Source organism: Bacillus sp. L_1B0_5, from assembly GCF_000836715.1.
GTDB lineage: Bacteria > Bacillota > Bacilli > Bacillales > Bacillaceae_G > Bacillus_A > Bacillus_A thuringiensis_S.
The window spans coordinates 47,295-69,979 of the sequence record NZ_JXIS01000020.1; the positions used below are offsets into that span (position 1 = coordinate 47,295).

Below are 22,685 nucleotides of genomic sequence, written 5' to 3' on the forward strand. Positions count from 1 at the left end.
CCCCTTTTACAATTCTTATTTCTTCCGAAAAATAACCTCACACAGTATCCCCACTCCAACACCAATTGTATAAGCCACTAAATCACTCCACAAAAAACCGTATCCCAACACGAGTCCGCCCAAAGTCGTTGCACGAATGCTGTCTATCCATTCCGCATGATACAATTGGCTCACTTCAATCCCGTAGCAAAACATTAAACTAATAAAAGCCAACTTCTTCGTCTCTGTTTTAGGAAACAAAAATCCAAAGCCATTGAAAATCATTAATGCCCATAAAGCATCGCCTAAGTAATCATTTAATAGATGTGGTAGTGCAAAAGAAAATTTTCTTGAGCTAAGACCTAAAATAATAACAACTATAGTAAATAGTGCATATAATACTCTATTTCGTTTCGTATTCATTTTAAAGTCTCCTAATATATAATGTATAACTGTAAATAGCTAGTAAAATAAAGTTATTTTACTAGCTATTTATTAGTTGCTTTTATGATAAGAAAATGTGGATTCGTATTTAGATAATAATATGATTTTTCGTCTACTTCTTTCATCTTTTCAACTGCCTTCGGTTCCACTATCTCTTCTAATACAAAATAATTTGTAGTTTCATTTATTATGTCTTGTAGTGACCTTCTGAAAAATTCGACTTCAATTGTAATGTTCGGTTTAACCCAAGTATCTATTAATAACTGTTTTTCAAAATAACTTTCACATGGAAACTTTGTGAAATCCATAAAAGGATGATGGATAGAATATATAAGTTCTCCACCCGGCTTCAATACGCGACGAAATTCTTGAAATACTTGATTCCAATTTTCTAAGTAATGAAGAGTTAACGAACTTACAATCACATCATACGTATTATCTTCAAATGGCAATGTTTCTTGCAGATCATGACAAAGGAGCGTTGCTTTGTCCCTTATACTTTCTTTCGCGGCTTTTACCATTTCAGGACTTACATCAATTGCTGTAACATTTGCTCCTCTTCCTATGAATTGAGAAGTATACCATCCAGCTGCACATCCAGCATCTAGTATCTTTTTTCCTTCTAGTTCCTTTGGAATAAGCTCCATCATCGCCGGTCTTTCATAATAACTGTTATATGGATTTGCGAAATCTAGATTTTCTTTATATGTACTCGCTAATTTATCATACGTATCTTTAATCGAATCTTTCATTACACACACTCCTAATACATATTAATCCATTAACTCCTGCTGCTTTTTCTTTGAAAATGATTGTAGTACTAAATCATACGACCAATCAATCATTTTATTTATTTGCTCCTGTTCTATACCCTTATGAATATAAACGGTATTCCAATGTTTTTTATTCATATGATACCCTGGAATAATTGTTTCTGGATAATCTTCTCTTATTCTTAATGCGACTTCTGGATCACACTTCAATGTAATCGCAGCTTTTTCACCTTCTTCATGATTTACTATCGCAAATATTTTATTATTAAGCCTCATACATGTTGCACTCCAACCATCTGGAGAATCTTCTGTCGCTTTTTTTTTCGATAAACAGTACGCTCTTATTGCATTCATTTTAATTGGCACCTCTTTATTCTTTCCCTATTTGATTGCGGTGCATCACAATTTGCTTCGTCGCTTGAAATTGCTGCTCACCGTAAAAGTTTATTAGCTTCTCTCCGCAAAATAGACTAACAATATCAATATGTGATATTTCTCGAAGTAATATTTTAAGCATCTTCTCTCCAATACCTTTACTTCTTACACTCTCATGTACGACAACATCTTCAATGTATGCTCGATAAACACCATCAGAAACGACTCTAGCAAATCCAACTAATTCATTTTCTTCCCATACTCCAATGGCTATGCTATTCTTTAACATTTTTTCAATATCGACTTCTTTTCTTTCTGGCCACCAACCGACAGAATCATAAAGTTTTTTTATTTTTTCTGCACAGATTGGTTGTTCTTGTTGCAATTTATACGTGTACATATTCTTTCTCCCATCAAACAGTATACATAATATTATTATAATCTCTTTTCAAAAAAGTGCTGACTATGACCTTTCGGGTGATCTTCAACAATTCCATACTCCCTGTAACCATGCTTTTTATAAAATTCTGGTGCTTGAAAACTAAATGAATCTAGTAGTATTAATCTACACCCTTTTTCCTTCGCAATCCCTTCAATTTCATGTAAAAGTTGACTGCCATAACCGTCATGACGAACTGATTCATCAACCCATAAAAAGTCGATATGAAGGTGATAAAAATACATCGTACCTGTTACGCCACCAAAAATTTTTCCTTCTTCATTTTTTACTACGAGGCGTACTTCTTCCATCGTCTGTCTTGCCTCATCTGTTAAGATGGACATATTATATTGAATAACTTTATTTTTAATATATTCTCCTTCAGTACGTGTACCGTTCTCTATATGTTTCATATACATTGCTTCCTTTCAGCTTAGTAATCTACATTTTATTTTTTCTCTTTAAAATACTAATACATACGAATCCACCATATGTAACAAAGCATGAAAAGCCAATTATCCCTGGTACAGAGACATAGCCTATCCTTATGTAACTTATAACTGCAAAACAAGCGATAGACAATAAAATAGATGGCCAAAATATAAGAGCTGTTTTTCTTCGCCCTCGTTTCGATTTACTTTCTTTCTCTTCAGAAACACGTGTGCCAAAAAGCAATACAATACAAATAAGGATCGCTGCAAAGTAAATTGTATCTAATGACAAATTGTGATTATATAGTGCGATTCCAACTTCAAGAGCAATAATCGTTAAAATTAAAATAATGATTGTTGAAGTCTTTAAGTTTCTTTTCAATCGCTCACTCCTAGCATGCTTTCACTATATTCTTTGTATATGTACTTTAAAACTACTGCAAAAGCTTCATCTACCTCTTTATTTTCACGTCGATTCGGTAAATCTTTTCCCCCAATTACATAAAGAAGCGGAAATTCGTTAAACATTCCTATTATACCAATATTTATTGTAGCTGTGAGCAATCCACCTGTCATATGAGCTAAATGATAATATGGGATTTCTTCATACTCTCCTTGTTGTCTTACCATGCCACTAATAATTGGTTCCCATAATTCTGGTTCTAATTTATAACCTTGAAAGGTTTGTATGAAAAGGGCAAGAACTTCATTTAAGTCTCCAATATTTTTCTCATCTCTAGCATTCTCTTGTATATGAATTTTTGAAAAGTACGTTTGTACATACATTTTCACAGCATCCCATCCACCACAGTGCATTACAACTGACTGTGCAACGTAACTATCATGACAAGCTATCATTACCTCGACCGCTTGACTAAGTGTTAAAGAAGTTCTTCCTTGTAAATGCGGATATAACTGCGCACTATCTTCATGCGGATTAAATTTAATGTGATGAAGTATATCATTCCAATTATGTTTATTTTCCCTCACCATTTGTGCTACTACAAATCCAATAACTAATTTTGCTGCTGATGCTAACGGAATATTTAATTCACTATTATATGAAGCAACTATACGATTGTTTTTTGTAGAATAAATTGCCATTCCCACATAATTAGATTGTACCTCTTTTATTTTATTTTATTTATGACAGTTTCCATTTCCATCCCTCTTTTCATATCGTTATATTAACTTCTAATAATTCAATATTGAATATAAAAAACCTTTTCATCAGCTATTAAAATAAGAAAAAGGTAGCATGAATTTTTTCTTGCTACCGAAAAATATTTATCCTTCTATAGGATTTTCAGGACCGTTAAGCTCCAGCTGATAAAAAGCTAAATCTAGCCATTTATTAAACTTATAACCAGCTTTTTTTATTGTCCCTGCATGAACAAATCCATAGTTTTGATGCAAGGCAATACTTTTCTCATTCTCTGCATCAATTCCAGCAATTAAGGTCATATACTCTCTTTCCTTCGCAATTTTGATTAATTCTTTCATTAATGAAGACCCAATGCCATTTTTTCTATATGCCTTATCTACATACACAGAATGTTCAACTGAATATTTATAAGCAGGCCACGCTCTAAATGGGCTGAATGTCGCAAATCCTACTACTTTATTATCTAATTCATATACGAAAATAGGATACCCTTCAGCCTTTTTTTGTTCATACCAATCTATTCTATTTTCAAGGGTTACAGGTTTATACGCATATACAGCTGTTGTATAAAGTATCGCTTCGTTATAAATATCTAAAATGTATGCTAAATCTCTTTTCGTTGCTTCCCTTATCATTATTTTCTTCCTTTCATCATGTTCATCTTATTTCACTATCTTTTTAATAGTTTTATTTTATCGAAATTTCCGATTTTTATCTACATACGAATACTAGCTTTTCGGAAACCATCAAATATATTTATTGCAGCAGATAACATATAAAAGAAAATTCCTCCCCCAATGAGCCACGTTTTAAACTCCTCTGGGGAAATAGTAAATGCATTTGCCAAATACGTAATAAATCCTGCGTTAAATAAATGTGGATTTACTACAATTACAATGAATACTATCGTCCCAGCTACTTGAAGAATAGCATTTCCAATCGCCAATCTTTGCGTCCATTTTCCTTGCACTAATTTATAAAGGGATATACCTATTTCAAAAACGATCATAATTACAACGATTGGCCAGCACTGCAGTAAAACATCTTGATTAAAAGTTGGCGAGACAAACTTCAGTCCATTTGCCGTACCATGATATACGCCAACAAGATGATTCGCATAAAAGTAAAGTGTAGCCCAAACTGCTGTCCACATTAAACCTCCAAAAACTTCAAACTTCGAGATTATTTTTTTCTTTGGGATATACGAGATATTTTTCAAATCATCTGGTGTCCATTTTTTAAAACTTGTCGTCAACGGCTGAATGCCTTTGTCTTTATTTGTTCTTTCTAAAATAACAAACACAAGTGTCAACCAGAAAAATACATGAAGACCCACTTCAAAAATTTCCCCAATACCTTTACCTATCAATTGTAAAATAACATTTAATACCGCTTGATCACCACTATAACCTATAAAATTTTCTGCAACCATTGATATGAGTGCAATGATTGCTGCGATTGGTATAATCATTTTTAACAATGTCGTATATACATCAAAATAACGTGGTCCAATTAAATGCATCGGTCTATCCAAATAACCATTAGCCAATGAAACCGGACTCCCCAATTTTTCGAGAACGCTCTTTACATCTTCTTCATTATAATTATTAGGTAGCATATCCTCTATAGTTGACCTTAGTTCAAGTGTAATATCTTCACGATTTTTTTCCGGTAATCTCTTCGCAACTTCCTGGATATAGAGATCAATTAAATTCATTCTCTTCCTCCTCCTTTAATAAGTTATAAAGTTCTTTTGAATCCTTTATCCATTCCTTTTTTAACTGCAAAAATATTTCTAATCCATATTCACTTAAAACATAATATTTACGAGGTCTACTCTCCGTTTTATCCCAACTACTCGTTACTAGCTCCTGCTTTTCTAATCTGCGAAGTAGTGGATATAAAGTACTTTGATCAATTGTAATCCCTGATTGCTCCAATAACTGGACAAGTGAATATCCGTACTGCGGCGTTCTTAATTGGCTTAAAACGGCTAACGTTAATGTCCCTCTTCTTAACTCAGTAATTAACGAGTTTAATAAAGTATCCATTCACTCACCTCATTTCCATTACTATATGTCATACAGTATGTGTTTTATACTATGTATCGTACAGTATTAGTGTGACAAAAACTGTGCTTTTTTTACCAAAAACAGATAATAAAAAGCGCAAATTATATGATTTGTGCTTTTTTAGCTAAGTTATATATATCTATAACACTCTAAAAGGTAGCAACCTTAACTACTAATTTTGAAATTCCAGTAATGCTATATTAAGTTACAAGTATCGTACACATATGATGTGACCATAACATATCACTATAGGAAGCTAATAAAACGGAAAATTACCATGGTTGAATGATTCCTGTTTTATTCTTTAGGCACTGTTGATTTCACACTGTTTTCAGCACCTAATCAACGTTATTTCCTTCATAAACTTCATCTTGTTCAAAATCTCTATTTTTATTTGGTTTATTAAAGTAAAATAAAAAAACAATTAAATTAGGTTAATTGTTTTTCAAATGCAAAATCTTTATTTTTTTAAATAACCTATGATATTCGAAAAGACAAACTCTCCAAATGCAAGTGGTATATAAATAAACCATAACTTTAATATCGCCTTTGTTTCTTTGTGATCAGAATCCCCCATTAAAACCAACCCAATCCTTTTTCTTCTAATATTTTCATTTTAATTCCAATAACAAGGAAATTATACCATTTATCGATGTTATAGTCTATGTTTTCTAAAAATTAGATAAATAAAACTTTTGAATTCCCTCAATATTCAGATAAACATAATAATTTTTTTACGTTTCATCTTCAAAGTCTATAATGAGTCCTGTTAGAACTGCTTCATTACCAATCGATTGGATCCCGTGACCAATAAAATCCATCTTAAATTCTTCCCACTCTAACTGCTCTTTTTAAGTCTGTTCGAATAAAATTAAAAATCCTACTGATAAACAAAAAATCTCGTTTATCAATAGGATTCATTAGCTATATATAGCAATTATAGCGAACTCCATCGCCTATTACTAAAGTCGAACTGATTTAAGTAATATAAATTCCCCGTTTTCTTTATAAAATGGAACAACCTCTACAATCGCCTCAACATTAATTACTCCGTAAACATGCGGATATTCTTGACCGTTTGAAGCAAGTTCATATTTTACTTCTGCTTTTAATAGGGCTGGATCAATTGTAAGTAATAAAACATCTTCTTCATGCTTGAAATATTTTTCTGCAACTCTTAAAGCTTGATCTACTAATGAACAATGAATAAATCCCTCTTCTATAAGAGAATCTTCATTAATTTTTCCAATTATTTTTGCAATTTCCCAATTACTTTTCGTAATTACTTTTGTAATCATAGTAACTCTCCCTTTTTAATTTATGTAATGATATAATAACACTAAATTTTCAACACGTTCTTAATAGATTGGGGACTTATAATGGATAAACCTCTCACTACATTACAAACTATTATTATACATATGAATACAAATGAGCATTGGCATGATTTTATTTGTTACTGTCAGCATCGCGAAGCGGGACTTCGAAAATTAGCTTATAAACATTTAGAGGTATTTATTTCAAATGCAAAGAAATGGAAATCAAAAGATCAAGAAGAGTTTGCCATTTCGCTGTTTACTATTTTAGATGCATTAAACGAAAAAGATGAGGTGTTAACTTTCTCACTAAATAGTTTTCTAATTGACATTCTATATAGATGGACAGAAAACAACCCGATTGATTCAAGACCTTTTAGATGGATAGGAATTTATATGAATTCTAGCAATAAAGAAGACGATTTAGAAAAATTCCTTCGAAAAGCGATTGAATTAGGTGGTGATACCGAACAAAAAGCCATGATATACCTAGTTTCTAATTACATCAATACTTTAGAATTTGGTACACATGAATTCCCGTCAGGTTATTGCGGAGATTTAAGCGAATGTATAGAAAAACTACCCTACATGCTTCAATTAACTAATAGAATTCAGAATAAGAACAGTAAGGAACGAAATATTGGGCAATTACAAGAACAACTACACTCAATTCTAGATTGGTTAAAACATACACAAACTCCAGTAGATGCTGTTCGTATATGGGAAAAAGAACAAACTAAGGAATTAGAAAAAAGCATCGTATATCATTTAAACAACAGCTCAAGTCATTAATTCGTCTACCATTTCAATATAAAAAAGAGGATCTTCATACTGTACTAGAAAATCCTCTTTTTATATTTATCCCACATTAACTTGCAGTAAAACTCCCCACTGATTATAGTTTCACTTTATTTTAATCCTTTAATTAAAGGTGACGCTTTTCCGCTATGGAAAATCCATAAATCATGAAGTGATCTCGTACATCCGACATATAGTAACTTTGCATCATGTTTTGTATTTTTGTAATGTTCCTCATCTACATCAATTAAAAGCACTGCATCAAATTCTAAACCTTTCGCTAAATAGACAGGTACTACAGAAATACCGCCTTCATATTTACTTTGGTTTGCTTCAATGACGTTTACTGTTAAACCTGCATCAGTTAATTTCTCATACATATGACGGCATTCATCTTCTGTTCTTCCTATTACCGCAATTGTTTTCACATCTGCATTTTGCAAATGTTTTATCGTCTTCACAATTTCAATAAATTGATCTTCTGCATAAATCACTTTCACATCTTCTCCACTGCGGAAGACTGGTGTTGCGAGTCCTACTGGAATTTCTGCATTTTTAATTATTTCATTAGCAAATTCAATAATTTCTTTTGTAGAACGATAACTTCTTGTCAGTTCATAATATCCTGTTTCTTGGAATACTTCCTTAAAAGCACTCCAATCTTCAATTCCTTGGTAATCATAAATCGCTTGCGATAAATCACCTAATATAGTGAAAGAATTACCTAGTGTAATTTCTTTTAATACATAAACTTGGAAAGGCGAAAAATCTTGCGCTTCATCAATAACAACGTGATGAAACTTCTGCCCGATTTCAATCCCTGTTATACGATGATGTATGTATATTAAAGCTGGTAAATCTTCTACATACACTTCTTTTTTACGACAACTCTTTTCTGTTTCTTGAACAAGTTCTTCAGGTAATACTTCGAGTATTTCTTTGCTTTTCAACATTGAACTGTATAGTGAAAGTGGGCTCATTTTTGGCCAAAAATTCATATAGGTGTTCAATCTCTTTGTTGCTTCTTTTTTTAGTAACTTTTTCTCGTTTGTTTCTCCATACTTTTTAAGTTCAATTTCAATCCAACGTTTCATACGGCCGACTAAACGTTCTCTTCTCTTCTTTAATGGATAATGTTTATATTCCACTTGCATCCATTTTTTAACGTCTTCCACTGGAATAACAGCTTTATCCCATGCCTCAAAATCTTTTGTTGGCACTAAATCGTTTTCAAATTGAGTCATTCTTTCTTCTATAAACGCCTTAAATTCTAGCGTACCTTTTAATTTACCGATCATAATCTTTCTTTCATCGCGATTAATTGAAAAGGCTTCTTTCAATTTTTCTTCTGTCTGCTTTAGTTTCACGGAACCCTCTAATGTACGTAATGCCCAATCTGGAAACGTTGTTTGACTAATATTTCCTACCCCTAATTCAGGAAGTACGCTGGAAATGTAGTCTAAAAATAAACTGTTTGGAGCGAATACAATCATTCTCTCAGCTTCTAGCTGCTCACGATATTCATAAATTAAAAAAGCAAGGCGATGTAAAGCGATTGTTGTCTTTCCGCTCCCTGCAACCCCTTGAATTAATAATGGCAAGTTTCTTTCCGCACGAATAATATCATTTTGTTCCGATTGAATCGTTGAAACAATATCCTTTAGCTTATTATCTTTATTCTCACCTAATCGATATAGAAGAAAATCATCGGCATGCGATACATCTTCATTTCCTTTTACATATGTATCAACAACACGTTCAAGTTCTCTTTTTCGAATAGAAATGTTTCGTTTTAAATACACATCACCTTCTACTAACCCATCTGGTGATTGATAAAATGCTAATTCTTCTCCACCGGTAAATGAATAAAACATACTTGCGACAGGTGCTCTCCAATCAATAATGATTGGTTTCATCGTGTCCATATCCGAAACCCCTACTTTTCCAATATAAATCGGCATAACTGCTTCTTTACCATCTTCCTGAAAATCTAACCTTCCAAAGTACGGCTCTTGCACACCAATACGTAAATTTTGTCTATTAGACTCTCTCATACTTTCAAGAATTTGCTCCTTAAAATCTTCCCCATAATAAACTGGGATTTTTTCAAGCTTATCCAATTGCTCATCCATCGTATGTAAAGTATCCTTCATTTTTTGTAACTCATCTTCAAATATGTTGCTCATTTCGACGATTCCCTCCTGTCCGTTCTAATTTTTCAGTCGAATTATCATTGTATTAAAAATTCAATCGTAAAGTCAATAGTTTCAATTTAAATTTTCCGAAAAAACTTACTTTTTATCTTTCTAATTTTAAAGATATATACAACATCTAAATCACATCACTACACATATAGTATAGTGATGCATACAAAAGATACCACTTTCTATTTGTCACCTATTTAATTTATATATTGACAAACAATGTAAAAGTCAAAGATACATAAAGTGAAAATTTTATAAGTGTGGTTTTACTGCCCACAAATAGTAGGATAAATTAAAGTAAAGGAGTCTATTCAAATGAAAGTCGCGAAAAAGAAACCGCTAAAGTTATATTTACTTATTTTTGTATTCATTGTTTTGGCCAGTGGATGGATTGGGGTATTTCTAGATTTTCTTCTAACAGATCAACCTGAAGGAAACACTTTAGGTATGGGATTATGGATAATATTCCCTTTCCTCGTAAGCATTTTCCTTAGAGTCATTAGCCGAGATTGGAATGATTTTGGCATCAAGCCCAATTTAAAAGGAAACTTTATATGGTATTTCACTGCACTACTTATTTATCCATTCGTTACAGTAATAACGATAAGCATATCGCTCATTTTTGGAGTAGCTCATATTTCTAGTTTTGATATATCCACGTTATTGTCACTCATAGTCATGTCTACTATTGGTAACTTTATTAAAAATATTTTTGAAGAGTTTTCTTGGCGTGGTTATTTAACTCCAAAGTTGATTGAACTAAATCTAAACGATTGGTACATTTATATTATTTCTGGTTTAATTTGGGCACTTTGGCATGCTGCATATTATATAGTCTTTTTGCCAAATGAATATTTTGAATCTATCTCAAGATTAAATACGCTTTTATCTGGCTGTATCCTTATGGTTTGTTGGTCAATTATGTATGTTGAAATATATAGACTTACAAAATCAGTCTGGCCATGCGTTATCATGCATGCGATCGAGGATGCTGTTCCTACTGTTTTAGTTACAATAACAGGGATTATTACTCTTACAAACAGTAGTGATTTTTGGTTAAACCCTATTAGCGGGGTCGCTGCTACTGTTTTATTTCTCGGAATTGGAATCGTACTAAGAACTATAAGAATAAAAAGAGAACGACATTTATTCACACAATAAAAGTAAAAAGAGTAAGGATTTAATCCCTACTCTTTTTCACTTTTACTCGATATGATAAACATTCATTTAAAGATGATTGCTCTTTATATTTCCCAGCTTCAAAATCATACGCTCCTCCTGGGAAAATCCCAACTATACTTAAATGAGCCTCAGCACATAAATTACTAATCTCATCTACAGCATAGCAGCGTAAAGATTGTGTCACGATATCATTTGAAGAATCTATTTCCCACCAATGGTCTAGCATTCTTGCATTTTCACTATCATATTCATACTTTCGCATTGCAGAACCTATCGGCATTTCTTGTCCATTGGCCTTTTCCCAATATAACGGTTGATAAATATCAATAAGTGCACATCCATCATCTTTCAACCAGTTATGTATACGTTTTAATAAAAATAATTGTTCTTCATCGGTTCCTACACCAAATCCGTCTAAATAACAAATAACATCAAACTTTTCTTTAAAGTTAATTTTATAAAAATCGGCGCAATGAACCTCAATGTCATTAGTAGAATGTTCTTTTGCAAACATAGCTAACTCCGGTACAAGCTCAACAGTAGTCATTTTTACATTCAAATTAGACATCGCCCTTGCAAATCCGCCATTTCCAGCCCCTAGTTCTAACATCGTCTGAATTGGATATCCAACTTGTTCTTGCACTTCTTTAGCAACTTCCTGTAACCAATTTTCATTATTTATATCATAGCTTATTAGTTCAAATTGTTTTTTATAAAATTCTTTTACATTTAATTCGTTCATTATTATTCTCCTCCTGCAAATTATTTTTCTGTTACAGGTGAGAAACTAAATTTCTAATCCCCATGAAAAATCCTCCTTTTAATTTCACTATATTTACAATTTATCAAAATAATAAGAATTTTGAAAGTGAAAGTATAAAAAATAGATAATGGATTATACCACTATCTACTCTTTAGCTACTCTTATTTTTCTTTTTGATACTCCACCCAGTCACCAGAATCAATAACTTTTAATATCATCTTTTTATCTTGAGCGATATACACATATGCCTCTATTTCCCTATCAGCAACATATACTGTTTGCGTAATTCGATTATATAAATCAGTCTCCGCATTACCTGTATATTCTTCTAGTTCATCTAACTTACACAATATCTCATCATTTACTACATAAACTTCTCCATACACCTTTTCTTCAATCGAATAAGTCATGGCCGGATATCCTTCGTTCGTATCAAATAATTTTCCATATGTCCAAGCTCTGTCTGGAATGCACGTTGCACCTAGCATATAATGAGCATTCGTTTGTCCTCTTCTTAACGTGCCATAAACGAAAACATGATACATAAATTCTTATCCCCTTTATATGTCTCTACTTTCTTATTTGTAAATAAGCACGAATCATAAAGTAACTCACTTCATTCGGAAGCTGTTCTTTAATAGATTTCAGACCACCCTCTGCATTTTGAACGGCAGTTTCAATAAGAGATTCATACTCTGCCGGAACAAAACTTTTCCACTCTACTTCCATTCCATCCTCGTAGCAGCGAATTAAATGGTTTTCTATTGTTTGTCTTGATAAGTTGCGTTCTTTTGCAATCTCATTCAAATCAATACCTTGTTTATACATTTCATACGTTTCTAAATGAGAATTCGCGGACGCTTTTCCTGCCTTTTTACGTTCTGAAACTACTTCTGTCTTAATCGTTTCAGCATAATTTGGATTTTCTTCAATAAAATGCTGAACTGCTTGTAAGAAGTGCGAGCCATATTTCACAAGTTTGTGTTCTCCGATACCTTTTACCGTCAACAATTCGGAATCACTTTGTGGCATTTTCACGCACATATCTTTCAATGTTTGGTCAGAGAAAATAACGAACGGAGGTACACCTTCTCCTTGTGCAATTTCTTTACGTACTTCACGAAGCACTTCAAATAAAGGATGATCTTGAACAATTTGTCTTGTTTCTACTCGTTCTTTTCGTAAAACATTCTCTTTACCAAGTAATACTTCTTTCCCTTTTTCTGTTACTTTTAACGTCGGATAAGTGCCATGTTCAACTGCAATTAACTCATCTGAAATTAAAAACTCAATAAACTCACTGACCTCTTTTACACTACGGTTCGATAAAAGCCCATACGTTGGTAAAGTATGAAAATTAAATTCAATAACTTTCTTATTTTTCGAACCCGTTAATACTTGCGCTATCATTTGCTTTCCAAAGCGTTGGTTCGTTCTAATCATGCATGATAAAACCATTTGTGATTCCCTTGTCACATCAATGCTCTCACGATCGTCTGTACAATTACCACAGCGTCCACAATCTTCTTTCGGTTCTTCTCCAAAGTATTGCAAAATGAATGATTGTAAACATTGTTCTGTATGACAGTAATCGGTCATATTTTGCAATTTTTCAAGTTCATTTGAAAAACGTGACTCTCCAGTTGATTGATCAATTAAAAAACGCTGTACTTGTACATCTTGAGAAGAATATAACAATATACATGTACTATCTAATCCATCACGACCAGCACGTCCTGCTTCTTGATAGTAACTTTCCATATTTTTTGGAAGCTGATAATGAATTACGTAACGAATATTCGATTTATCAATACCCATCCCGAATGCAGATGTTGCTACCATTACACTTACTTCATCTCGTAAAAAGAGTTCTTGTTGCTCATTTCGATCACTATCACTCATACCAGCATGATATTTTGATACAGAAACTCCTGCCTTCATTAAATCTTCATATAACTGATCGACTACTTTTCTAGTAGCTGCATATATAATCCCAGATTCCTTTTGATTTTGACGAATATAATCCGCCAAATATGCATTTCGATCTTGTCCTTTAATGACAGAAAACGATAAGTTCTCTCGCTCAAACGTTGTCATAATTGTATTTTCTTGATTAATTTCAAGTGTGTTACAAATATCATCACGTACTTGCGGTGTTGCTGTTGCTGTTAATGCTAATACGAGCGGTTTTTCTGGAAGATAATCTAATATGCGATGTATATGTAAATAACTTGGACGGAAATCATGTCCCCACTGTGAAATACAGTGTGCTTCATCAATCGCAATCATAGGGATTTTCATATCGATAAGTTGGTCAACAAACTCCATCGAATCAAGACGCTCAGGCGCCACATAAAGTAACTTGTAATGTCCTTGTTTCGCTAATTGAATTCGCTGATTTGCTTCAGCAATAGAAATAGAACTATTAATATATGTAGCTGAAATGCCATTCTGTACCAATGTATCTACTTGATCCTTCATAAGTGATATTAAAGGGGATATAACCAACGTCGTTCCTTCAAATACTAATGCCGGAATTTGATAACAAATCGACTTACCGCCACCTGTTGGCATAATACAAACTGTATCTTTCCCATCTAGTACATTTTTAATTGTTTCATCTTGTCCTCTTCGAAACGAAGAATAACCAAAGTAGGACGCTAAAAGTTCTTGTGCTTTAGTAAACAAAAAAGAGTCACCTGCTTTTCTTTATCTTTCATCTACTTCTATTATATCAATCACTTATACGACTTGAAAGGGATGAATAAATGCTTATTGTTTTTTCATTATTCTATATTTAATATGAATTAGCATCCGTGTTTTATATGTTTTACAACATTTATAACGTAAATCCAGTACACATGAAGAAAGAGTTTCAATTTAGATGTTCATTTTATTTCCATTTCTTGAATACTACTAATTGTATACATATAAATTCAGGAGGTTACTATATGAAACATCGTAATATGAGTTCCATCACGGCAAAAAAGAAAACAACACAATTCCAATTCTCTAATAATGATGCGTGGAAATATGAATCATACTATAAGTATCAGCCATTATTCTCTTATAAAAAGCTTTTACATTTTCTTTCTCAATTTTTTAGACGTTAATATATGCGCAAAAAATGTATCATTCACAGAAGTTTTCTCAATATTAAATGTATAGACTTACTACAATTCAGTTGTTACCATATATAATAATCTGTTGAATAAACCCCTTAAGTTGACCTGCTCATATTAGCAGGTCTTTTTCATGATTACATACTTCTGTCCACTTCAATCTCACTTCCAAGTCTTTTCTCCATTTTATAACCATATTTAAATCCCAACAATTGATGATAATCATAAATTGTTGGGATTTAAATTGTTCACATATAATTATGCAATTCTTCTTTCTCAATACACAAAACACATTTTACTTGTTACTATAAAAGTACTCCAGATGAGTTTTTGCTCATCGACATTATCTAGTTAATGGGGCCAGCCGCGGGAAGCAGGTCCCTTTGACTTTATGACGGTACCAATTTCATTTGGACACATTTACCAGGTTTTTTCAAAAGAATTTTATGATAACATTACGTAGTCGAGTCCGACATCTCGGCAATACCCTTTTGAGGGTCTGCAACTTCCCTTGCAGACCCTCTTTTACTTTATATTCATTTTATTCATATATACCACAACATCATTCATTGAATTTCTCCATTTCAAATTCCCTAAAAATAATCTAGGACACGTAACTAAAAATAAATATTTATCATACTTTGAGTTATACATGTTCAAAGGAGTGTTACTATTTATGTATTCTTATTGGCAATCGTATTACTCCCCCTACCATAACCCTTATGTAAACTATGATTTATCCGTACGTAACTACCGAATTAGTAAAAACGAGAATTTTTTAAAAGGGTATATGCGTTCTTTATGGGAACAACACGTCGCTTGGACGAGATTGGCTATTATAAGTATTGTATTTAATTTACCAGATGTTAACGTTACTGTTGGACGGCTTCTACAAAACGCAACACATATGGGACTATCACTTGAACCGTTTTACGGTGAGGATGCAGTGAAAAAATATAGTGCATTAATTAAAGATCACTTAGTAATTGCAGCAGATCTTGTTAAAGCCGCAAAAACTGGTGATCAAAATGCAGCGGCCGCTATAGAGAAAAAATGGTACGCTAATGGTGATGAAATTACTGAATTTCTTAACAGTATTAACCCATATATTGATAAAGAAGAATTTAGAAAAATGTTTTATGAACATTTAGCATTAACGAAAGCAGAAGCACTTGCCTTCCTAAACAAAGATTATGAAGCAGGAGTAAAACTTTACGATAAAATTGAAAAAGAAGCATTAGAAATGGCCGACATGATAACAAACGCAATCGTAAAACAATTCCCGCAAGTATTTCAATAAAGTGAAACTTTAATCAGAGTAGGTTACTACTCATTAATACTGGATAAAAATAAGTCGATTTCCCAACATAAATCGACTTATTTTTATCCATGATATTTCACCTCTCCTCTTTACATTTAGCTTATATCGATATATTTTATTAATATCCGTTTTTTATAGGAGGAAATAGTTTGATTAACGCCATTGGTCTCGTTTTTATACTCACAAATAAACACGAGAAAAAAAAGAAAGTTTACCTAAATGAAAAATTTGCACTAATAGATATTATTGATTCTAAAGAAGTATTTGATGATGAAGGTAATCCTTTAGTAGAACTAACATGTAAATACAGCATATATTTAGACGAAAAATATTACTGTAAATCTCTCGATGATTATACCGGACAAGTATTTCCTTTCTTAAGTGCAAAAATAGGAAAAGGTCTTCTAAGAAACTTAAACTACTACTTTTCTTACGTTGATGCCTATGATAAGAAACCACCGGTTAAAGAAATAAGACCACTTATGAAACATGTAACTAACAGATAGCGAAAAATACAAAAAAGAAAGCATCTAACTCTGGATGTTTTCTTTTTTATTGAAAACTCATTCACCCTCATCCCCTTCTAAAAATACGTATCCAAGCATAATTTAAATTAAAAACATTGGAGGATTAGACTGAATGAAATACTCAGAAACAATTATAAGCAAACGACTTCGAATACTTAAAATGACGGGTATGTTTTTCATGCTAGTATTAATAGCATGGATTGGATATACAAAATTACTTTATGAAAACGGATTCCTTCAAGAAAAAAAGAATTCAGTAGAAGTAATGAATACTAGCATTACAGGAGAAATAGAGCAGCTTTTTCATATAAACTTGCAAGGTTATCGAAAAACAAGCCTTGATGCTGTTATAGAAGCAAGTAAAACCGATCCAAGCGAACTATCCCTAATTGAACTGGTCAACAAATCCTGCTCGCGAGATTGCATAGGCGAGCCAGTAACATATGTAAACTCAAACAATGGATATATCTTTTATAAGGAATCTAATGGAACTAATGTAGCTATAACGGTTAAAAAGAAAGACACATGGGTAATTGTAAAGAAATCTGTTCAAGATGGATTATAATTCCCCCCAAAAAAAGAGTACGTATCGTACTCTTTTTTATTATTAATCTCCTTCCTCTTCACCTCTACAATGGCATTTCAGTTTTGTTTTACAATGACATTTTTCACACTCACATTTCGTTTTCTCTTTGCAACAACATTCGTGAAAATCTCTGCGTTTACATCTACATCTCCCAAACATTAAATCATCCCAAAATTTATTACAATTTCGGGAATGCCCACAATGACAAGTATTCCCCATGAATATACTTCCTCCTAAATAGAATTCATCATATTCTATGTTTGAAAGTATACAAAGGCTTGTATATTAGTCTATTTTCTCCGTATCATAAGTAGAGTTAGCAGATTACATTAAAATAAAAAGCCGTCACATGACGGCTCTTATTTTTATTTAGCAAGCTACTCTTTTGTATAAAAAAATTTAATTCCTTTCGTATCTAACCAAGCCGTTGCTTTGTCCAGTTCGTTCCCTTGACGATAATCTGTCTCAAAATACACAAGCCCTTGGTTATTTCCGCGAGATATTATTTTAGAAGTATATCCAAGCTTATCCATCATTTGAATCATGTCAGGAATTAAATTTACACCAAATTCATAAGTAACTACTTTGTTATATTTATTCACTATAATTCCAACCCCTTCTTGTTTTTTTATTGGCTCAACAGTTTGATTTGTGAACCAAGCTAACGGTTTATTTCCAATTAGCTCATTTAAATCACACTTTCCGATACCAGCTACATTCCCTGTTTCTGTGTATTGCCAAATTTCACATGGATACGCCGGTTTGTTACCACCATAACGAGGAATCCATATAAAATCAGAATTGACATTTGCCATTCCAAATGGAGCATACATATGATGAGCAATATATAAACCGACTTTCTTAGCTCCTAATCTGCGTAATTCATCAATAAAGGCTTGTGCACCCGTTCTCATATCGTTCATTGTTCTTACTTCTACGTCAGCTACCCAAACTGTTGCATTTTTATCACCACGGTTCCAAAAGTCTCTCGCTTCTATCCGTGCATCCTCTACTGAAACGAAATGACAGAACGCGTAATTACCAAACGGAATATTTCTTACTTTCATTGCTTGTACATAATTTTTATATAAAGGATCAACATAATTTGAACCATCTTGCACACGTGCAATTACGAAATCTAATTGTGGGGCTGCGATATCCCAGTTAATATTGTCATTCCATTTTGAAATATCTACAATGTAACCCATAATTCATCATCTCCTTTTTTATTATTATATTCAGAGCTTGTATTTTTTGCTCTTATCCCTTAAACAATCAAGTCAGTTTTTTAATTAGCAGTAGAGATTTTGTATTAATTGATAATGATTTAAAATTTAACTTATGTATCGAAAAATAGAATATTATTGCAGATTTAAAAGATGATTATTCCAAAAACTAAAGTATATAATTAAAACAATAAAAGCCAACTTGTATTTTCAACCCACTAATCATTAGTTTTACCCCGCATTAACGGGCAGTAAGACCCCCACCTCAAAATTCAGCGGAAGCAACGAAGTTAGCTGGGGGCGGGCTGCCCGTAAAAGCCCGATTGGTGAAGGCTGATTAAAGTTTCACTTTATCTCACATACTCATAGTACCACTTACGTGCATCTAACCAAGCTGTAAATTTATCGATATTTCCAGCTTGGTAGCCATTCGTTATAGCATAACCAATGCCATCTTTCTGAACGATAATTTGTCCATCAATACCTGCATCAACCATTGCTTGAGCTAAGGCTTGTAAATTACTAAATGCTACACCGCCAGTTTTTACTTTGAGCAAATCCACTGCACCTCCTCCAGTTTGTCCTGTAAGAGCAAATACAATAGAATTAGCGATTTTATCAACATTCCATTTTGCCATGTCGGACTCATTGTCAATAAATCCTAATTCTATAAGAATAGCAGGTGCTTTCGTCCCATTTAATACCGCTAAATCTGTACGCTGTTTCGCACCTCGATCACGCCATCCAATATCTTTTGCTAGTTGAGCTGAGATTTTAGCCGCTAAGTCTTTCTGATCATAATACAGAACCTCAACACCCTGTCCATTTCCATTGCTCGCATTAAGATGAAAAGAAATAACTAAATCCACAGCATTGGAATTGCTTTTACGAATGATATTATTTAAATTTTGTGATTGAGTTGTCCCTACCTCGTCCGTATCGTCATAAACCGTGTGTCCTAAGGCTCTTAACTTAGCCGCCACAGCATCTTTAACTTGCCTATCTAGAACGTGTTCTCTCCGATTCCCAAAATTAGCACCTTGAACAATACTATTGTGTCCTCCGTGCAAACTATATCTGGCCATTATTCATCAACATCTCCTTTCTTAATATCCTATTCAAAACTTGTCTTATTGCTATTCCCACTTACAATCTTAACTGTACCCATATATCCTACATTTTCTAAAGGTGAAGGCAATTCGTTTTCGATTTTAAAAAGAGATGTCACTTCACAAATCGGATTCTTTGTTCTCTAAATTGCATTAACTTGAATGGTGACACGAACAAAAAAGCATCACCTTTTTGGCGATGCTTAAAAACTCTATTTTACGTTTTAGTTCCCTAAATAAAGTTTAAGATCATGGTGATCGAAACTATACCTATATTTCCGCCTCTTCCTTCACTGCCTCTTTCAACCTCTGTAACATATACCCAATCCCTTTGCATCCTTCTAACGGATATGTAATCATTTCTTCTGGATATAACTTTGTCACTACTTTTTTATGCTTTTTTCCCGCTAGTAAGACGATTTCGTCAAACTGTAGTAAACTTTTATCTACCATCTGTTTTTGTAATTGCTCTATACTTATTACCTCATCGCTTTTTGAATCAAATGCAAGATCATAGTTTTCTAATACAATATCATTTGGTCTTAAAAATCCATGTTTCGCTGATAATATAACCCAGTTTTCGAAAAACATAGTTGCGTACGCCTGACATGCTTTTCCGAACGGACTAATATATACATCTTTTGCTTCCATCGGTCCGTAGTTTGAATACTTATCCCAAATTTTCTTTTTTCCACATGGAATTATACATAGCCTTTTCATATATATTTCTACTCCCTTTACTTCTGTAAATAAAATTCGTTATTTTGTACATTTTTCTCTCGAAATACTATATAATAATTCCGAAAGTTAAAATTACACATTTTACCATATACGTACTATGGATTACTCTCGTTGCAAATATTATAATACCATAAAATTTTTGCATTTTTTCTTCAAAATATTAAAAATAAATTGTAATATGAGGATGTATGAATAAAATTAAAAAGGAGGTTCATAAAAATGAAAAATATTATCCCTGCACTATTAGTCTATTTTATCGTTTGCGTTATTTCCGTTATCATTCCAGCATCTGAAGGCTATAATTATGTCAGCTGGAAGTTATTTGTTGGGCAAGTGTATGCGATACCTATTTTCTTCATTACTACTATCATTACATTTTATATAAACAAGAAAAAATCTTACGAATAAACGATTATAAGGATAGCTAACGCTATCCTTATTTTAATTCGTTAATCAAATCTAAAATAGCCCTTGCAGTACTTTGTATCCTTTCTTCCGAAAATTCAAACGCAACACCTGTATTTTTATATATTTCCTGTATAGATAAATTCCAATCTGAACTCGCTCCCTCTTTAAAGAAAGCAATCGCTTGTTCCGGATTCTCTCGATAAATTTGAAACAATTGCATTGCTCCTATTTGTGCAATTGCATATTCAATTTTATAAAAAGGAAACTGAACAAAGTGAAATGACTCAAACCAACTCGAACCAATTTCATTCTCTACTCCTGCAATATCAACTGATGAATATTTATACCTTTTACATAGTTCAATATATTTCTCATCTCGCTCTTCTGGTGAATGGTTTGGATTTGTGTAAAGCCAGTGCTGAAATACATCTCCTGAAACTGACGATATTAATAACGATAAAGTACGATATAATTGAACTCGCTGTACTTCTTTATAATCATCCTCTTGCGTATAAAAAATATTAAGCTTATCCATTAATAGCAACTCCAGGCTAAGGGAATAAAGTTCCGCCACCTCTTCACGAAGGTACCTTTCCTGCATACTACTTTCATTGTTAAATTGTTTATAAAAATGAAATGCATGCCCCAATTCATGTATTAATGCATTAATTGCATAAAATGAAGGACTAAAATTAGAATAAACAAAAACGTCTTTACTATGAGGTAAGGTAAAGCAAGCTGCCCCTGATGCTTTATTTTTCCGTTCTTGTACGTCAATTAATCCCGCTTTCCTTATATGAGTAAATTCCTCATGAAAACATGAATCTGTCTTCCGAAACATTTCTTCAACCCCATCCAATAAATCAATGTAATTTTCAAATGAAGATTTTTGCAAATTACAAGGAGCAAGATCCCAAGGACGATACGTTTTTACATCAAGATTCTTTTTAAAAAGACTTCCTAACTGTTTCCAAATTGGTACAACACACTTTTCTATCGACTCATGAAACTTATAACAATCTTCAATACTGTAATCTCTATTTTTTTGTTTAAAGGCATATTCACTATAATTATTAAACCCTGCATTTAAAGCCATCTGATTCCGCAATTGTACGAGTTCCTTCATAATACAATCTATTTCTATTTTTATTATACTTCTTGCTTCGCACAAAGCGTACCAAGCTTTTTCACGAATAGCTCTATTTGGGTTATCTAGCCTTGCTTTTACGTATGCATACGTCTTTTGCTCGCCTTCCCAATTAATAGATATGCTAGACATTATTTCTCTATATTTCGTAATAAGTTCTTGCTCTTTAACGGAAAGCGCTATGTTCTTTTCATTAAACATCTCACTCTTCACAAATCTTGCTTTTTTCATAAATCCATATTTCTGCTCATCTAATAAATCAGAAAACGGACAATCTCTAAATTTCTGGTCAAATTTTGCATTGTATCTTTTTAAAAGTGGCTGAATTTCATTTTGGTTATACATATGTATATCACGTATATTACTATCTTTTGTATTTCTATACATAGCGATTAAATTGATCGTTAACTCCTCTTCTATTTCTGTGTTTAAACGCAGCTCCTCCGAAAGCCAGCTCTCTAATTCTGAAACCGACGTAATATTTCGCTCTAAAAGTGACTGTAATTTACTCTCCAAATCATTAAACATACACAATCCTCCCGTTTTTAATTTTCTGT

26 protein-coding genes, 1 pseudogene and 1 riboswitch are annotated in these 22,685 nt (G+C 32.8%); of the genes and pseudogenes, 7 read left to right on the forward strand and 20 right to left on the reverse strand.

Translation table 11 applies throughout. The features are described 5' to 3' along the window. Positions 1 to 15: 15 nt before the first annotated feature. The 11 genes and pseudogenes from RT27_RS06755 to RT27_RS06805 all read right to left on the reverse strand — a co-directional run bounded on the left by RT27_RS06755 (position 16) and on the right by RT27_RS06805 (position 6,976). Positions 16 to 402, reverse strand: a complete 387-nt coding sequence (locus RT27_RS06755; RefSeq protein ID WP_029442542.1) for a DUF2809 domain-containing protein — start codon at positions 400 to 402, stop codon at positions 16 to 18. A gap of 65 nt (positions 403 to 467) precedes the next feature. Continuing rightward, complete coding sequence (locus RT27_RS06760) at positions 468 to 1,175, reverse strand: class I SAM-dependent methyltransferase (RefSeq protein ID WP_016081297.1); 708 nt, start codon at positions 1,173 to 1,175, stop codon at positions 468 to 470. Positions 1,176 to 1,196: 21 nt separating this feature from the next. After that, entirely contained in the window at positions 1,197 to 1,550 is a 354-nt protein-coding gene (locus tag RT27_RS06765; RefSeq protein ID WP_043935627.1) for an MmcQ/YjbR family DNA-binding protein, read from the reverse strand. A gap of 16 nt (positions 1,551 to 1,566) precedes the next feature. Continuing rightward, positions 1,567 to 1,971: a GNAT family N-acetyltransferase gene (locus RT27_RS06770; RefSeq protein WP_043935629.1), complete on the reverse strand. Its 405-nt coding sequence runs from the start codon at positions 1,969 to 1,971 to the stop codon at positions 1,567 to 1,569. 35 nt (positions 1,972 to 2,006) lie between these two features. Then, positions 2,007 to 2,423, reverse strand: coding sequence for a GNAT family N-acetyltransferase (locus RT27_RS06775; protein ID WP_043935630.1), 417 nt, complete (start codon positions 2,421 to 2,423; stop codon positions 2,007 to 2,009). A gap of 28 nt (positions 2,424 to 2,451) precedes the next feature. After that, on the reverse strand, positions 2,452 to 2,823 hold the full coding sequence (locus RT27_RS06780) for a hypothetical protein (RefSeq protein WP_016081293.1): 372 nt from the start codon (positions 2,821 to 2,823) through the stop codon (positions 2,452 to 2,454). After that, positions 2,820 to 3,601, reverse strand: a pseudogene (locus RT27_RS06785) (serine hydrolase). Before RT27_RS06785 ends, RT27_RS06780 begins: the two are co-directional and overlap by 4 nt. A 127-nt stretch (positions 3,602 to 3,728) precedes the next feature. Continuing rightward, positions 3,729 to 4,241, reverse strand: a complete 513-nt coding sequence (locus RT27_RS06790; RefSeq protein ID WP_043935632.1) for a GNAT family N-acetyltransferase — start codon at positions 4,239 to 4,241, stop codon at positions 3,729 to 3,731. A gap of 80 nt (positions 4,242 to 4,321) precedes the next feature. Next, entirely contained in the window at positions 4,322 to 5,323 is a 1,002-nt protein-coding gene (locus tag RT27_RS06795) for a hypothetical protein (protein WP_043935634.1), read from the reverse strand. Further along, on the reverse strand, positions 5,310 to 5,657 hold the full coding sequence (locus tag RT27_RS06800) for a PadR family transcriptional regulator (RefSeq protein WP_000380295.1): 348 nt from the start codon (positions 5,655 to 5,657) through the stop codon (positions 5,310 to 5,312). The genes RT27_RS06795 and RT27_RS06800 overlap by 14 nt, the downstream gene beginning before the upstream one ends. A gap of 925 nt (positions 5,658 to 6,582) precedes the next feature. Further along, a riboswitch (Fluoride riboswitch) is annotated at positions 6,583 to 6,644 on the reverse strand. Continuing rightward, positions 6,641 to 6,976 (reverse strand): DUF952 domain-containing protein, encoded by a 336-nt coding sequence (locus RT27_RS06805; RefSeq protein WP_043935635.1) that lies wholly within the window; start codon positions 6,974 to 6,976, stop codon positions 6,641 to 6,643. (Overlaps the previous riboswitch by 4 nt.) Before the next feature lie 81 nt (positions 6,977 to 7,057). Here RT27_RS06805 and RT27_RS06810 point away from each other — a divergent pair, with 81 nt between their 5' ends. Beyond that, positions 7,058 to 7,786: a hypothetical protein gene (locus RT27_RS06810; RefSeq protein WP_043935636.1), complete on the forward strand. Its 729-nt coding sequence runs from the start codon at positions 7,058 to 7,060 to the stop codon at positions 7,784 to 7,786. A 116-nt stretch (positions 7,787 to 7,902) separates the two neighbouring features. On the opposite strand, the gene RT27_RS06815 is transcribed toward RT27_RS06810, so the two are convergent. Then, positions 7,903 to 9,978 (reverse strand): 3'-5' exonuclease, encoded by a 2,076-nt coding sequence (locus RT27_RS06815; protein ID WP_016081289.1) that lies wholly within the window; start codon positions 9,976 to 9,978, stop codon positions 7,903 to 7,905. 333 nt (positions 9,979 to 10,311) lie between these two features. Between RT27_RS06815 and RT27_RS06820 the strand changes: the two genes are divergently transcribed. Then, entirely contained in the window at positions 10,312 to 11,157 is an 846-nt protein-coding gene (locus RT27_RS06820) for a CPBP family glutamic-type intramembrane protease (RefSeq protein WP_043935639.1), read from the forward strand. A gap of 19 nt (positions 11,158 to 11,176) precedes the next feature. Here RT27_RS06820 and RT27_RS06825 read toward each other — a convergent pair whose 3' ends face one another. The 3 genes from RT27_RS06825 to recQ all read right to left on the reverse strand — a co-directional run bounded on the left by RT27_RS06825 (position 11,177) and on the right by recQ (position 14,629). Beyond that, complete coding sequence (locus tag RT27_RS06825; protein WP_016081287.1) at positions 11,177 to 11,920, reverse strand: class I SAM-dependent methyltransferase; 744 nt, start codon at positions 11,918 to 11,920, stop codon at positions 11,177 to 11,179. 182 nt (positions 11,921 to 12,102) lie between these two features. Next, the gene (locus RT27_RS06830; RefSeq protein ID WP_043935640.1) at positions 12,103 to 12,486 is read right to left on the reverse strand and encodes a gamma-glutamylcyclotransferase; all 384 of its coding nucleotides are present in this window, start codon (positions 12,484 to 12,486) and stop codon (positions 12,103 to 12,105) included. 25 nt (positions 12,487 to 12,511) lie between these two features. Next, entirely contained in the window at positions 12,512 to 14,629 is a 2,118-nt protein-coding gene (recQ, locus tag RT27_RS06835; protein ID WP_016081285.1) for a DNA helicase RecQ, read from the reverse strand. 263 nt (positions 14,630 to 14,892) lie between these two features. On the opposite strand from recQ, the gene RT27_RS35140 reads away from it, so the two are divergent. From RT27_RS35140 to RT27_RS06850, 4 genes are all read left to right on the forward strand, one after another. Next, positions 14,893 to 15,054, forward strand: coding sequence for a hypothetical protein (locus tag RT27_RS35140; protein WP_016081284.1), 162 nt, complete (start codon positions 14,893 to 14,895; stop codon positions 15,052 to 15,054). Between the two features lie 685 nt (positions 15,055 to 15,739). Then, positions 15,740 to 16,363, forward strand: a complete 624-nt coding sequence (locus RT27_RS06840; protein WP_016081283.1) for a hypothetical protein — start codon at positions 15,740 to 15,742, stop codon at positions 16,361 to 16,363. A gap of 170 nt (positions 16,364 to 16,533) precedes the next feature. Further along, positions 16,534 to 16,890, forward strand: coding sequence for a hypothetical protein (locus tag RT27_RS06845; protein WP_016081282.1), 357 nt, complete (start codon positions 16,534 to 16,536; stop codon positions 16,888 to 16,890). Between the two features lie 133 nt (positions 16,891 to 17,023). Continuing rightward, positions 17,024 to 17,476, forward strand: coding sequence for a hypothetical protein (locus RT27_RS06850; RefSeq protein WP_000877573.1), 453 nt, complete (start codon positions 17,024 to 17,026; stop codon positions 17,474 to 17,476). A 42-nt stretch (positions 17,477 to 17,518) separates the two neighbouring features. On the opposite strand, the gene RT27_RS06855 is transcribed toward RT27_RS06850, so the two are convergent. The 4 genes from RT27_RS06855 to RT27_RS06870 form a co-directional block, all read right to left on the reverse strand. Then, positions 17,519 to 17,716 carry a hypothetical protein gene (locus RT27_RS06855; protein WP_231583603.1) on the reverse strand — a complete coding sequence of 66 codons (198 nt, stop codon included), beginning with the start codon at positions 17,714 to 17,716 and terminating at the stop codon, positions 17,519 to 17,521. Positions 17,717 to 17,874: 158 nt separating this feature from the next. Beyond that, a complete protein-coding gene (locus RT27_RS06860; protein ID WP_043935641.1) occupies positions 17,875 to 18,705 on the reverse strand; it encodes a GH25 family lysozyme in 831 nt (276 codons plus the stop codon). 368 nt (positions 18,706 to 19,073) lie between these two features. Then, on the reverse strand, positions 19,074 to 19,808 hold the full coding sequence (locus RT27_RS06865; protein ID WP_029442551.1) for an N-acetylmuramoyl-L-alanine amidase: 735 nt from the start codon (positions 19,806 to 19,808) through the stop codon (positions 19,074 to 19,076). A gap of 294 nt (positions 19,809 to 20,102) precedes the next feature. Continuing rightward, a complete protein-coding gene (locus RT27_RS06870) occupies positions 20,103 to 20,552 on the reverse strand; it encodes a DUF6884 domain-containing protein (RefSeq protein WP_016081278.1) in 450 nt (149 codons plus the stop codon). A gap of 240 nt (positions 20,553 to 20,792) precedes the next feature. Here RT27_RS06870 and RT27_RS06875 point away from each other — a divergent pair, with 240 nt between their 5' ends. Then, positions 20,793 to 20,981: a DUF4017 family protein gene (locus tag RT27_RS06875; RefSeq protein WP_016081277.1), complete on the forward strand. Its 189-nt coding sequence runs from the start codon at positions 20,793 to 20,795 to the stop codon at positions 20,979 to 20,981. Positions 20,982 to 21,009: 28 nt separating this feature from the next. Here RT27_RS06875 and RT27_RS06880 read toward each other — a convergent pair whose 3' ends face one another. Beyond that, complete coding sequence (locus RT27_RS06880) at positions 21,010 to 22,656, reverse strand: M3 family oligoendopeptidase (protein ID WP_016081276.1); 1,647 nt, start codon at positions 22,654 to 22,656, stop codon at positions 21,010 to 21,012. Positions 22,657 to 22,685 lie beyond the last annotated feature (29 nt).